This is a genomic window from Niallia oryzisoli (assembly GCF_043641075.1).
In the GTDB taxonomy this organism is placed as follows: Bacteria; Bacillota; Bacilli; order Bacillales; family Cytobacillaceae; genus Bacillus_BD; species Bacillus_BD oryzisoli_A.
On sequence record NZ_JBHZRC010000001.1, the window covers coordinates 777,184 to 789,544 of the forward strand.

The 12,361-nt window shown below is 37.9% G+C and carries 15 protein-coding genes; 6 read left to right on the forward strand and 9 right to left on the reverse strand.

Annotation, left to right across the window (positions count from 1 at the left end; translation table 11 throughout):
* The 6 genes from ACHUFV_RS03990 to ACHUFV_RS04015 form a co-directional block, all read right to left on the reverse strand.
* Positions 1-553, reverse strand: a 553-nt coding sequence (locus ACHUFV_RS03990; protein ID WP_394232310.1) for a hypothetical protein, incomplete at its 3' end; no start/stop codon positions are given.
* A gap of 129 nt (positions 554-682) precedes the next feature.
* Positions 683-1,153 carry a hypothetical protein gene (locus ACHUFV_RS03995; RefSeq protein WP_394232311.1) on the reverse strand — a complete coding sequence of 157 codons (471 nt, stop codon included), beginning with the start codon at positions 1,151-1,153 and terminating at the stop codon, positions 683-685.
* Positions 1,143-1,526, reverse strand: a complete 384-nt coding sequence (locus tag ACHUFV_RS04000) for a hypothetical protein (protein ID WP_394232312.1) — start codon at positions 1,524-1,526, stop codon at positions 1,143-1,145. The genes ACHUFV_RS03995 and ACHUFV_RS04000 overlap by 11 nt, the downstream gene beginning before the upstream one ends.
* A 257-nt stretch (positions 1,527-1,783) precedes the next feature.
* Positions 1,784-2,038 (reverse strand): sigma-G-dependent sporulation-specific acid-soluble spore protein CsgA, encoded by a 255-nt coding sequence (locus ACHUFV_RS04005; protein WP_394232313.1) that lies wholly within the window; start codon positions 2,036-2,038, stop codon positions 1,784-1,786.
* A gap of 44 nt (positions 2,039-2,082) precedes the next feature.
* Positions 2,083-2,853 carry a TraR/DksA C4-type zinc finger protein gene (locus tag ACHUFV_RS04010; protein ID WP_394232314.1) on the reverse strand — a complete coding sequence of 257 codons (771 nt, stop codon included), beginning with the start codon at positions 2,851-2,853 and terminating at the stop codon, positions 2,083-2,085.
* 137 nt (positions 2,854-2,990) lie between these two features.
* A complete protein-coding gene (locus tag ACHUFV_RS04015) occupies positions 2,991-3,143 on the reverse strand; it encodes a hypothetical protein (RefSeq protein WP_394232315.1) in 153 nt (50 codons plus the stop codon).
* Positions 3,144-3,353: 210 nt separating this feature from the next.
* Here ACHUFV_RS04015 and ACHUFV_RS04020 point away from each other — a divergent pair, with 210 nt between their 5' ends.
* Positions 3,354-3,971: a YitT family protein gene (locus tag ACHUFV_RS04020; RefSeq protein ID WP_394232316.1), complete on the forward strand. Its 618-nt coding sequence runs from the start codon at positions 3,354-3,356 to the stop codon at positions 3,969-3,971.
* 8 nt (positions 3,972-3,979) lie between these two features.
* Here ACHUFV_RS04020 and cysC read toward each other — a convergent pair whose 3' ends face one another.
* Both cysC and sat read right to left on the reverse strand, forming a co-directional pair.
* Entirely contained in the window at positions 3,980-4,579 is a 600-nt protein-coding gene (cysC, locus tag ACHUFV_RS04025; protein ID WP_394232317.1) for an adenylyl-sulfate kinase, read from the reverse strand.
* A 12-nt stretch (positions 4,580-4,591) separates the two neighbouring features.
* Positions 4,592-5,740 carry a sulfate adenylyltransferase gene (gene sat, locus ACHUFV_RS04030; protein WP_394232318.1) on the reverse strand — a complete coding sequence of 383 codons (1,149 nt, stop codon included), beginning with the start codon at positions 5,738-5,740 and terminating at the stop codon, positions 4,592-4,594.
* A gap of 237 nt (positions 5,741-5,977) precedes the next feature.
* Here sat and ACHUFV_RS04035 point away from each other — a divergent pair, with 237 nt between their 5' ends.
* The 4 genes from ACHUFV_RS04035 (at position 5,978) to ACHUFV_RS04050 (ending at position 10,039) form a co-directional block, all read left to right on the forward strand.
* On the forward strand, positions 5,978-7,210 hold the full coding sequence (locus ACHUFV_RS04035; protein ID WP_394233372.1) for an MFS transporter: 1,233 nt from the start codon (positions 5,978-5,980) through the stop codon (positions 7,208-7,210).
* Between the two features lie 15 nt (positions 7,211-7,225).
* Positions 7,226-7,513 carry a hypothetical protein gene (locus ACHUFV_RS04040; protein ID WP_394232319.1) on the forward strand — a complete coding sequence of 96 codons (288 nt, stop codon included), beginning with the start codon at positions 7,226-7,228 and terminating at the stop codon, positions 7,511-7,513.
* Positions 7,514-7,675: 162 nt separating this feature from the next.
* Positions 7,676-8,440: a sulfite exporter TauE/SafE family protein gene (locus ACHUFV_RS04045; RefSeq protein WP_394232320.1), complete on the forward strand. Its 765-nt coding sequence runs from the start codon at positions 7,676-7,678 to the stop codon at positions 8,438-8,440.
* A gap of 132 nt (positions 8,441-8,572) precedes the next feature.
* Positions 8,573-10,039: a spore germination protein gene (locus ACHUFV_RS04050; RefSeq protein ID WP_394232321.1), complete on the forward strand. Its 1,467-nt coding sequence runs from the start codon at positions 8,573-8,575 to the stop codon at positions 10,037-10,039.
* Between the two features lie 53 nt (positions 10,040-10,092).
* Here the strand turns inward: ACHUFV_RS04050 and ACHUFV_RS04055 are convergent, their stop codons facing one another.
* On the reverse strand, positions 10,093-10,368 hold the full coding sequence (locus ACHUFV_RS04055) for a YqhV family protein (RefSeq protein WP_394232322.1): 276 nt from the start codon (positions 10,366-10,368) through the stop codon (positions 10,093-10,095).
* Positions 10,369-10,676: 308 nt separating this feature from the next.
* Between ACHUFV_RS04055 and ACHUFV_RS04060 the strand changes: the two genes are divergently transcribed.
* On the forward strand, positions 10,677-12,347 hold the full coding sequence (locus tag ACHUFV_RS04060) for a ribonuclease J (RefSeq protein ID WP_394232323.1): 1,671 nt from the start codon (positions 10,677-10,679) through the stop codon (positions 12,345-12,347).
* Positions 12,348-12,361: the final 14 nt, after the last annotated feature.

The following is a 12,361-nucleotide window of genomic DNA, read 5'->3' on the forward strand; positions in this document are numbered from 1 at the left end:
CTGGTTCCACCTCAGCTACAGGTTCGGCTTCTACTTCTAGCTCCGCTGGTTCCTCTGGTTCCACCTCAGCTACAGGTTCGGCTTCTACTTCTAGCTCCGCTGGTTCCTCTGGTTCCACCTCAGCTACAGGTACTGCCCCCACTTCTGGTGCTTTATCAACTGTTAATTGTACATCAACTTTTGGTTGGACATCAACGTTTTGTTCACTATCTACTTTTAGTTGCACATCGACTTTTGGTTCACCTTCAACTTTTAGATCTATATTTATGTTAAGAAGAATATCTATTTTGGTTCCTGCGTCAACAATCGGTTCTGTGTCAACAATTGGTTTTGTTTTAACCATTGGTTCCGTATCAACAATTGGTTCTGTTTCAGCTTTAGGGCGCGCATCTACTTGGGGTCCTTTGTCAACTTTGAGGTGTACATCTATTTGAGAATCTGTATCAACGATTAGTTCTGTGTGTGCATGTTGTGGATAAAAATATTCGTAATCTTTTGAGCAAACATCTTTGTTGTTTTTTACAAAATAAAGGTTTGTACAAAATTCACACATTTTCTGCCTCCATCTTCATTTAAATATTATGAGATAGCATATTCGGACCTGTCCAAAAAGGATGTGTGTTGGCCTAGCAAATAAGCGGATATTTTGTACATAAAAAAAGCGAACTGCTACTACAGTCCGCTACTGATAAATAATTGCTATTATTTCATCCACCGTTTTTCCGCTTTCTATTTCATATAATCCCGGACGTAATTCATTCGAAAGACCGCGCTTTTCAATTTCTTGAGCGAACTCCCAGCCATTTGGTATAATTTTCGCCTGCTCTAAAGCATTTCCTACATCAATGCTTGTCATACCTGTTGAAACAGACAGCATTGTTCGATAGATAACCTTTGCTTCTGTTGCATCCTGCGCCTCTTTCGCTTGTTCCGGTTTAGACGTCTGTTGATTCCATTCCTCTTCCGTATGAATAACATAGCCTTCAGCAGCAAGCCTGCTTTTCATTTCATCTACTGATAATGCCGCTGTCTTTTCCGCTGAATCAAGCTTCTCACTATTCGCCTCACTCGGACCAAGATAATAGGCAGCAGCACAGACAACTACAGCAACAAGAAGACCCCCTGCGAAGCTGCGCAATGAATTAGATGTCATTGGCTACTTTCCCTCCCTCATCTTTCGACTTTATATATGGGGTAAGTAATTGAATAACCTCGTCAGTATTCATTTGCTTTTTCGTTGCAATACTATCAAAAGAATATCCTCGTCTGTGCATTTCAAGGATTTCCCGTAACAGTTGACGATAGGAAGACGTACCAACATGTATTCCTGCTTCCTGCACGGTAATTTCAGCATCAAGCTCCAGTTGACGAATTTGCTGCTGTAATTTATTAATTTCATCCATAAATGTAAAGGACGTTTCTTCTATTTGTTTTTCGAATGCTTTTGAAGTATCCTTGGATTTGCGAAACGACATAATTAATAAAACAATTGATACGACAAACAAAATGGCTATTGCCCATTCCATTTTTGTAATCCTCCCTAAATGCATTTCTATATCTACCATTACATATTATACATTGGTTTGTACCATATTTCGATAAAAAGCGACAAAATGCCACGATAGTCTTAGTTTTATACTATTCCAGATTTTGTATTTATATTAACATCAGGACTATCGACCGTTATATTTGGCTAGTACCTTCTAAAAAGAAAAGCCAAAAAGGTAAAACCTGCTTCGGTTTTCCTTTTTGGCCGTAGAACCATCTCCTGATACTTTCATCTTCAAACAAATAATAACTCATACACTTCATTTAAATGTCGAGCCCTAACATAATCCTTTTCTTGTTTAGAATAATCAATGGCTTCCGTTAAAATATGATTTAAGTAAACATTTTCTTCTTGAGTTAATGCCCTAACAAAATTACCCTCGGAAGCGTAATCATGTGAAGAAATTTTATGATACAGATTTTTACCAACATCATCATTTTCTGTATGGCCGGATAGAATTTCCCTTAAATATTCAAGTGATTGATCCATTCACTACACTCCTTTAGATAGTGGGAACATCCTCGATTGCTCCATTATTCCTCTTTAGAATTTTGATCTTCAACATATGGATCATGCTCAAATGCAGGCAGGTCGCCAAAGGTTGTCATGATTCCTTCCTCATCCAGAGCTTCCTCATATTTTTGATGTTTTTCTGTTGGATAGATGGTAATATTTTTCCCTTCAATATCGGTACCAACAAAATTTTCGTAATCCTCTACATAGCCAACGTTATCATCATAATCCATAAACGTATCGTGGTAGCTTTCTGACGGATATTCAAAATCTGAAGGAGTTTCAGAAGTCCCCCATTGAGCAACCTCCTGCCATGAATCTTCTGCATCAAAGGCTACTGTTTCATCTTGTTCATCCATAGCAAACTTGCCAAATGGCGGCATTAATACACCTTCTTCAATTGGACGATTGGTCGAAATGGTTTGATCGAGACTGTGCTCCTTACAATATAATGTACTAGGTAATGCCTCCAGCCTTTCAAATGGAATTTCCTTTTGACAGGTTAGACATTTTCCATATGTCCCATTTTCAATCGCCCTTAGTGCAGCCTCAATGCTCTCAAGTTCATAATCCTGATGCTGATGAAGTGCCACATCCTTTTCCCGCTCATACAAGTCAGTTCCTTCGTCTGCTGGATGATTATCATAGCTAGATAATTCTCCCATTGATTCATGATAATGACCTTTATTTAAACCAAACATATCATTACTTTCTTGTCTTTCATCAATATCCTGCTTCATATCTAATAACGTTGAACGAAATTTAGCCATTTGCTGTTGATTTAGCGGCATGATATCAACCCTTTTATATTATTTCATGTCTTTATTATTCGATTTTCCTACTGTTATTATTCGAATTGCAAAAAGAAGAAAAGGCTAGTCGGTTAATAATAACTAGCCCTTGACATTGATAGATAGCGTTCAGGTAATTAACTTGGATCATTTTCGTCTAATGATAAACTAAATACCTTTGTATATTCTCCATTGCTGATTTCCTGCTGATCAGCATCTTTTTCTAAAATATCTTCTGTATTAATTCCTTCTGCAAGTGTTGGTTCATTTGTCTTTTGTTGTTTTTTCATAAGCTCCAGACTCCTTTCATACCTATACTCTCCTTGTGTTCATCTTTCATTCATCATTAAGCTATCTATTAGCCAAGGCGAGCATGTAGTACTAAAAAGTTTTAAGGATGGGATAAGAACTTGTCCTTATTTATCCCTTTCCTTCATATGAATAAGTATAAGAAGGAGGGCTTTAAGGTGGTAAATTTGAGGGATTATTTCACATAATATATGAGAAGATTCTTGTTAATTTATACGTACTTGCTAGTTGGTGCTATTATTCAAGGCATGTCCATGTCCTTATTTTTATTTCCACACTCTATCCCTTCTGGTGGAGGAGCTGGGATTGCCATTCTGCTCAATCATTGGTTTGGCATATCCCTCGGCTTTTCTTTATGGCTGGCTAATATTTTCTTTTTAATTTTTGCATTAAATTATTTTGGCTTTACATGGACAGTTAGAACCATCATTGCAGTTGCTACAACATCTACAGTTGTCAGCATCCTTAGTGCCGACCTCTCCCTTCCGCATATCAATATACTGTTTGATATTTTCACAGGCAGTATTTTCTTTGGCATCGGTGTGGGCGTTCTGATTAGAGTGGGTGCTTCCAGCGGCGGCATGGCTATCCCTGCTGTCATGATTGCTTCGTATAAAAAATGGAGTCCTGGAAAAGTCATGATGGCTATCAACTTTTGCATTTTCGTCCTAACTTCACTTGTAATTGATTACAAAATTGTTATTTATGCAATCATATGCCAATTTATTTCAACTAACATGATTGATATAATTTATAACCTGCAAATTCAAAAAGTAAAAATATTATCGCCGTATTGGCGAAAAAAATAGCAGATCCATTATAAGATCTGCTTTTCTTTTAAATACTTAACTATTTTTTGAACAGATTCTTCAATTGTCATTCGGCTTGTATCAATTTGAATTTCAGGATTGTGCGGCTTTTCGTAAGGAGATGATATCCCTGTGAAATGAGGAATAGCCCCACTTCTTGCCCTTTTATATAAACCTTTTGGGTCACGGTTTTCACAAACCTGAATGGGACAATTGACAAAAATTTCAATAAATTCATCCACCTCGAACATATTCCGCACAAGCATACGGTCTTCTCTAAAAGGAGAAATAAAAGCGGATGACACGATCATGCCACTATCTACAAATAGCTTCGCCACTTCCCCAATTCGGCGGATATTTTCCTTTCTGTCTTCATCACCGAAACGCAAATCATTATTTAATCCATGACGGATGTTATCCCCGTCAAGAACATAACTTCGAAAGTTTTGCTGAAACAACTCATAATCGACCGCATTTGCCAAGGTTGATTTCCCTGACCCGGAAAGACCTGTAAACCAAAGCACGCAACTTTTATGACCATTGACTTTATGACGATCCTTCTTTGTCACTATCATATGATGCCAGGTGATATTATTACTTATTTTCATAACCTACATCCTTTATGCTTTTGTATATACTTCCTTCATACCTTCAATCAAAATGTCCACTACTTCTTTACGGCTGAATTCTTTTGGTGGATGCTGTCCGTTTTTCAACATCCCTCTTACTGCCGTACCAGATAGGATGATTCGATCCTGCTGTGTATGTGGACACGTTTTTTCTGATGCCATATTTTCGCACTTTTTGCAAAAAAAACTGTGCTCAAAAAATAACGGTTTAATCCCAAGCTCTTCCTCATTAAATTGACTAAAGATTTTTTGGGCATCATAGGTGCCATAATAATTTCCAACACCAGCATGATCCCGTCCGACAATAAAATGAGTACAGCCAAAGTTTTTTCGGACAAGAGCATGAAAAATGGCTTCTCTTGGACCGGCATACCGCATAGCAGCAGGAAAAACCGACATGAAGACGCGATCCTTTGGATAATAATTGTCAAGCAGTGCTTGATAGCTCTTCATTCTAATTTCACTTGGAATATCATCTGATTTCGTTTCACCTACAAGCGGATTTAAAAATAAACCGTCAACTATCTCCAATGCTGTCTTTTGAATGTACTCATGTGCGCGATGAATCGGGTTGCGGGTTTGAAACCCAACAATGGTATTCCATCCTAATTCTTTAAAATTCTCTCTCGTTTTAAGCGGATCTAAATAATATTCCTTAAATTGATCCTTTTCAGGTTTTCTCACAAGTGTTATAGGACCTGCCACATATGTTTTCGGGCGTTCAAACAGTTTTTTTACACCCGGATGGTTTAAATCAGTTGTTTTGTAAACCATTTCCGCTTCGGTCGTTTTATCGGGAATGTACGTTTCTATAACCTCCATCACACCAAATAAAGTCTCTTTCTGCACAAGTTTAATGGTATCACCAGGCTTTATTTTCATCGCACTCTTTGTATCAACCGCTAAAGTAATAGGAATTGACCAAGGCAAACCGTTAGACAATCTCATCCTATGAACGACTGATTCATAATCTTTTTGTTCCATAAAACCTTCAAGGGGGCTATAGGCTCCATTCGCAATTAATTCTAAATCACTTAGCTCCATATTACTCAGTTCAATACTTATAGTCGTATTATCGATTCTTGCTTCTGGGTCAATTCGATTCACCAATTTCCCGCCATGCGGCCTATTAATATTCACAGCCTTTTCCTCCCCTAAACCAATAATTTGAAAAAGCCAAATAGATATTGCGCTAATCTTCTCTTATTGTCTAAAGATAGATTATTCAAAAATTGGGTGATTGTGTAGATTATGGGCTATTTCCTATATAAATAGGCTCAGAAACCTGTATAAACGCTAGCATCCTATCTAATAATAGAAAGGCTGATTCTTATTGTTGGGGGTGTACTTTCATTGCCGAAGCAAAAACATAAAGGTATGACCATAGCTGCAATTGGATCCATTCCGCTTATTCTGGTCTTAGGTAATTCCATGTTAATTCCGATACTTCCAAAAATGAAATCGGAATTGGACTTATCTCAATTTCAGACTAGCTTAATTATTACCGTCTTTTCAATATCCGCGGCTATAATGATTCCAATTCTAGGATATTTTTCTGACCGATTTACACGAAAAGCAGTGATTATCCCCGCTCTTATTTTGTACGGATGCGGAGGAATTTTAGCAGGCGCTTCCGCTGCGTGGTTTTCTAACGCTTATACTTGGATACTTGCCGGGAGAATCATGCAGGGTATCGGTGCTGCCGGTACAACGTCCATGGCAATGGCTTTAACAGGTGATTTATTTAAGGGCGGAGAACAAAGTAAGGTTCTTGGATTAGTTGAAGCCTCAAATGGATTTGGAAAGGTCGTCAGTCCAATCATAGGTTCATTATTAGCTTTATTGTTTTGGTACGCGGCATTTTTCGCCTTTCCAATTTTCTGCCTTATTTCTATCTTGTTAACGATATTTTTTATTAAAGAAAAGAAAAAGAAAAAAGAGCCTCCTTCGTTTGGGGAATATGTCAAGAGTCTCGTTTCAGTGTTTAAAACAGAAGGACGCTGGCTTTTTGTTGCTTATCTTGCTGGAGCAACCTGTTTATTTACTTTATTCGGAATACTATTCTATATCTCCGACATCCTTGAAAAGGACTATAAAATCGATGGTGTATTAAAAGGAAGTATATTAGCTATTCCTTTGTTGTTTATGACAACAACCTCCTATTTTACTGGCAGCAAAATAGGGAAAAATATGAAGCTGATGAAGAAATTAATTGTTTTAGGATTGCTCCTTATGACTGTATCTTTTGGAGTACTTGTTTTCTTTACTAAGTTAGTTCCTTTTTTTGCGATACTTGTCATCAGCAGTGTTGGAACAGGACTTGCTTTACCATGTATCAACAGTTTTATCACAGGCTCTGTCTCGATGGAACAAAGAGGCTTTGTCACTTCTTTATATGGATCCGTTCGCTTTTTAGGCGTAGCTGTTGGACCCCCTATTTATGGAGCATTAATGGAGTGGTCGCGCTCGGGAATGTTTTTATCTACAGCTGGTTTAACACTCCTTGTCGGTTTATTATGTTTGGCGTTTATTCATGTAGGGAAGAAGGAATCATCAAAAGATACGGAAAAAGAAAAAGATACACTGTTTGAAAAATTACAGTTTACGTAAGGAGATGGAAAAAAGTTGCAAATTTATTTTTCACCCGAGGTCATTACACCAGAATTTCAAGTACTTAACGTACTAGACTCAGCTGATAAAGCAGTCGGAAATGTTGCTTTTTTATTTGATGAAAAAAAGTTGTATGTTTATGGCATTTTAGAAGAAGAAGCCGTTGGAGCTGACTTTAAAGATTTAGTTACACCCTATATTAAAGGATTGGCCAAAGCCAAGCCTGACCTTGATATCCTCTCCTGCCTATATGTTGGATGTAAACAAATCAAATTGAACGAGGAAAAGGAAAAAGAAAAATAGCTCTTTTCACAACGTGCAGCATGAAAGTCCGGCCCCTAACAGGCTGGGCATTTTTTTTTGTTTATTTCTGTACCCAAGGTGTAACAAGGCAAATCCCCAGAACATAAATTGAGTATATATTTTTTAATAAAGCTAATAAGGTATGTTTGGAGAGTGCACCTCATGAGTTTAGCAATTATGTTAATGGGCCTGCTGGTAGGTTTCCTGGTTGGTCTAACCGGTGTAGGAGGAGCTGCCCTGTTAACACCAATTTTAATATTATTAGGAATTAATCCTACCATAGCGGTAGGAACAGATTTGGTCTATAATTCCGTAACTAAATTGTTTGGCTCTGTTCAGCATTGGAGGCAAAAAACGATCAATCTAAGGATAGTGAAATACCTCGCCATTGGAAGCATTCCCAGCGCTTCCTTAGCAGTTGGACTTCTTCACCTTTTTGATTCTTTTTTCCATAACCAGGAGGATGTCATCAAACATGCACTTGGATATGTACTCATATTAGTTGCTATTACCACACTAATAAAAACATTTATGAAGGATATATATGAATTTAATTCGATCCAAAAGAAATCTTTACTGGAGAAGCGAGCCTTAACCATTACCATTGGGGTTGTATTAGGATTTATCGTTGGCTTAACCTCCATTGGGTCTGGATCTTTATTTGCATTAGTGATGATTTTTTTGTATAAGCTGACCCCTGCCGAACTGGTCGGGACAGATATTGCCCATGCATTTCTGTTAGTAACCGTAGCTGGGATTTTACATGCAGGGATTGGGAATGTCGATTACGTATTAGCATTAAATCTTTTAATCGGTTCAATTCCTGGTGTCATAATGGGCAGCACTCTGTCATCCAAACTACCAGCTAAACCACTGCGTGCGATATTAGCCATAATCATTCTCTTTAGCGGAATTAAGCTTATTTAGCGTCTTAAACCTTGTGAAAATAATAACTTTTTCAAATAAAAGAAGATAGTATTATTTTTCTTTCTAATGTCTATCATGGGAATAGCCTAGTAGTATTAGGAAAAAAAGAAGAGGTTGTTTTTGAGGTGAATTATGGAAGATAAAGATATGAAGAAAAAACTTGTCTCAACCAATATTAAAGACAACGTAGACTATTTGAGGCAAGAGCTTGGGGTTGGAAAAAGTTTCGATATTATTCATCTGGATGTCGAATATGCAGAAGTAAAAATGGCGCTTTTTCTTGTTGATGGCCTAATCAAAGACGATCTTCTTCATTTATTAATGAAGTTTTTGGCTAAAGTCAAAAAAGAGGAGCTGGAAAAGGATCGATTAAAAAAGCTCCTTAAAACATATATCCCTTATGTTGAAATTGATACGTCAGATGATTTAAATAAGGTTGTCGATACTGTTCTAATGGGTCCAACTGCTTTTGTAGTTGACGGTATCGATGAAGTTATAGTAATTGATGCAAGGACTTATCCGGTCAGAGGACCGGAAGAGCCTGATACAGAGCGGGTTGTCAGAGGTTCTAGAGACGGCTTTGTCGAAACGATTGTCTTTAATACTGCCTTAACAAGAAGAAGAGTTAGGGACCGAACATTACGAATGGAATTTATGCAGGTTGGCCGCCGTTCTAAAACAGATATTGTGATCTGTTATATTGAAGACATTGCAGATCCGAAAATGATTAAAAACCTAAAAGATACAATAGGTAATATAGACACAGACGGACTTCCTATGGCTGACAAAACAATTGAAGAATATATTTCAGGCAGCTATTGGAACCCCTTCCCAGTTGTCCGTTATACTGAACGTCCCGATACGGCTGCAGTTCATTTATTTGAAGGACATGTCATTATTTTTACGGATGGGTCGCCATCCGCTATGATTACACCTGTTACCTATTGGCATCATGTACAGCATGCGGAAGAATATCGAAACAATCCAATAGCCGGTGCCTATCTGCGTTTTGTCCGCTATTTAGCAATTTTTGGTTCTATTTTTTTAATGCCCCTCTGGTATTTACTTAATGTTGAACCAGGGCTTGTACCAGGAGAAATCGACTTTATCGGACCTAATGACCCTGGTCAAATCCCATTACTTCTGCAATTTTTATTAATTGAAGTCGGAATGGACATGCTGCGAATGGCCGCCATACATACCCCCACTTCACTGGCAACTGCACTTGGACTCGTTGCAGCATTAATGATCGGCCAGATTGCTGTCGAGGTAGGGCTGTTCACAAATGAAGTAATACTGTATTTTTCCGTAGCAGCAATTGGAACCTTTGCCACACCTAGTTATGAACTTAGTTTAGCAAATAGACTGGTACGCATTGGTCTTTTACTTTCAACGGCATTATTCCATACATATGGATATGTAATCGGAATCGTTGTATTTATTTTCATGCTTACCCGCATGAAATCCTTTGGCGTTCCATACCTATGGCCCTTCATCCCATTTAACCTTCGTGCGTTTCGGGATGTCTTATTGAGATCACCTATGCCATTAAAAAATCGGCGTCCGCGTATTCTAAAGCCAAAGGACCCCGATCGATAACAAAAAGCGCTCATAAGCGCTTTTTTGTTTATTAACGATTCCTTCTCTTTCAATTAACTGCTTCTAACCCCATAAAGGATGCAGGCTACTCCCGCAAATATCCAAATCAGCTTCATAAATGAAATTTTGTCCGCAATACCAACTAAGCCAATGGTTGTTGTTATGATTAGAATAAGCGGGCCTATTAAGGCAAGTGAACTGTTTATCATCAGGGCCTTTTCAATATCATTAAATTTAATAAACAAAAAAGCAACGAAAATTTCAATGCTGCCAGAAAGCAGTCGTAATAAAGCCATCCCAATGATTGCCTTTTCCAGAAATTGAAACATAGTTTTCCCCCTAAACACTTTGCTTGCTCTACTATATGCAGCGAAATGGATAAGAAGGACAGGTTCTCTACATTTTTGTAAAAAAGGTAGAGACTCAAACCTAATTTCTTATATTCTGCACTATAAGAATTCTCACCTGCATGTACAGAAAGGAGTCTATCGGCATAACCAACAATTTTTCGGCAGTGCGATTACTTTACCCGGTAAAAATTGACCTTATCAGCTTCCAGCTTTTACTTTTCATACATTTTTTTAAACTTAGAATGGGAATACTAAGAATACTGATTTTAATGGAGGGGCGATCTAAAATGAATAATAATACACTATCCTTTTTTGCCTTAGGCGGCATTAATGAAATTGGAAAAAACATGTATGTTGTTCAGTATGGAAATGATATTATTATCATCGACTGTGGTGGTAAATTCCCTGACGAAAGTTTATTAGGGATTGATTTAATCATTCCTGATATCACTTACTTAGAGGAAAACAAAGAAAATATTCGTGCCTTAATTGTGACACATGGACATGAAGACCATATTGGAGGAATTCCCTACTTTTTAAAGAAGTTAAACGTTCCAATTTATGGCTCTCGTTTTACCCTGGGGTTAATTGAATTGAAATTAGATGAACATAAGCTTTTGCGTGATACAAAGCTAATCCCAATTGATTCTGAGTCAAAGCTTGAATTTGGACAAATCAGTACCAGTTTTTTCAGAATCAGCCATAGTATCCCGGATTGCTTAGGCGTGGTTTTTCATACACCAGAGGGAAATATTGTTCATACAGGAGATTTCAAATTTGATTTAACCCCTGTGAATAATCAATACTCAGATATCCATCGAATGGCTGAAATTGGTAACCAAGGAGTCCTGGCACTTATTTCTGAAAGCACAAATGCAGAACGTCCTGGCTTAACCCCTTCTGAAATGCTTGTCGGCGGGCAAATTGAAGAGGCATTTATGAAGGCCGAACAAAAAATTATCATTTCCACATTTGCCTCCAACATCAATCGGGTTCAACAAATTGTAGAAGCTTCCATCAAAACGAACCGAAAGCTTGCATTGCTTGGACGTAGTATGGTGAATGTGGTATCTGTTGCAATGGAACGCGGGTATATCAATATTCCAGATGGGATGATAATTGAACCACACGAAGTGGATCAGCTTCCTCCGGAGAAGGTCGTAATTTTATGCACGGGCAGCCAGGGTGAACCCTTAGCAGCACTTTCACGATTATCTACTTCAAGTTATCGCGATGTTTCTATCTTACCAAACGATACCGTGATTCTAGCTGCATCACCAATTCCAGGGAATGAAAAAGGTGTTTCACGAATCGTTGATAACTTATTTATACTAGGAGCGAACGTGATCTACGGTGGCTCTGCTAAAACAGGTATGCATGTATCAGGACATGGCTATCAGGAAGATTTAAAATTAATGATAACATTAATGAAACCCGAGTATTTTATCCCCATTCATGGTGAATACAGAATGCTCCATCATCATCGGTTATTAGCAGAATCAGTCGGAGTAGAAAAGAACCATACATTTATCATAAATAATGGTGATGTTGTTGATATACAAAATGGATTGGCACGGCAGACTAGAAAAGTAGCGTCAGGAGATACTTATATCGACGGCTGGGGTGTTGGCGATGTCGGTGACATTATCTTAAGGGACCGCAAGCAGCTTTCTGAAGACGGCATGTTAGTGATCGTGATTACAATCAGTAGAAATGAAGGAAAAATGATTTCCGGACCTGACACCATTTCTCGCGGATTTGTTTTCGTTAAGGATTCTGAATACCTCATTAAAGAAGTAAATCATCTTTCGAAAAAAGCGATTGAAGAATTACAGAAGGAAAGTAGACATCTCCAATGGAAAGTTGCAAAACAAACGATCAAAAAAACAGTTGGTCAATATGTGTATGCTGAAACAAAAAGAAAGCCTATGATCCTCCCCATCATCATTGAAATTTGATCGATGACAAAAAT

Excerpts from the sequence above, each read along its gene's own strand:
- ACHUFV_RS03995 (WP_394232311.1), bottom strand. The coding sequence starts at position 1,153 with ATGACATCTAATTCATTGCGCAGCTTCGCAGGGGGTCTTCTTGTTGCT.
- ACHUFV_RS04000 (WP_394232312.1), bottom strand. The coding sequence starts at position 1,526 with ATGGAATGGGCAATAGCCATTTTGTTTGTCGTATCAATTGTTTTATTA.
- ACHUFV_RS04005 (WP_394232313.1), bottom strand. The coding sequence starts at position 2,038 with ATGGATCAATCACTTGAATATTTAAGGGAAATTCTATCCGGCCATACA.
- ACHUFV_RS04010 (WP_394232314.1), bottom strand. The coding sequence starts at position 2,853 with ATGCCGCTAAATCAACAGCAAATGGCTAAATTTCGTTCAACGTTATTA.
- ACHUFV_RS04015 (WP_394232315.1), bottom strand. The coding sequence starts at position 3,143 with ATGAAAAAACAACAAAAGACAAATGAACCAACACTTGCAGAAGGAATT.
- ACHUFV_RS04020 (WP_394232316.1), top strand. The coding sequence starts at position 3,354 with ATGAGAAGATTCTTGTTAATTTATACGTACTTGCTAGTTGGTGCTATT.
- cysC (WP_394232317.1), bottom strand. The coding sequence starts at position 4,579 with ATGAAAATAAGTAATAATATCACCTGGCATCATATGATAGTGACAAAG.
- ACHUFV_RS04035 (WP_394233372.1), top strand. The coding sequence starts at position 5,978 with ATGACCATAGCTGCAATTGGATCCATTCCGCTTATTCTGGTCTTAGGT.
- ACHUFV_RS04045 (WP_394232320.1), top strand. The coding sequence starts at position 7,676 with ATGAGTTTAGCAATTATGTTAATGGGCCTGCTGGTAGGTTTCCTGGTT.
- ACHUFV_RS04050 (WP_394232321.1), top strand. The coding sequence starts at position 8,573 with ATGGAAGATAAAGATATGAAGAAAAAACTTGTCTCAACCAATATTAAA.
- ACHUFV_RS04055 (WP_394232322.1), bottom strand. The coding sequence starts at position 10,368 with ATGTTTCAATTTCTGGAAAAGGCAATCATTGGGATGGCTTTATTACGA.
- ACHUFV_RS04060 (WP_394232323.1), top strand. The coding sequence starts at position 10,677 with ATGAATAATAATACACTATCCTTTTTTGCCTTAGGCGGCATTAATGAA.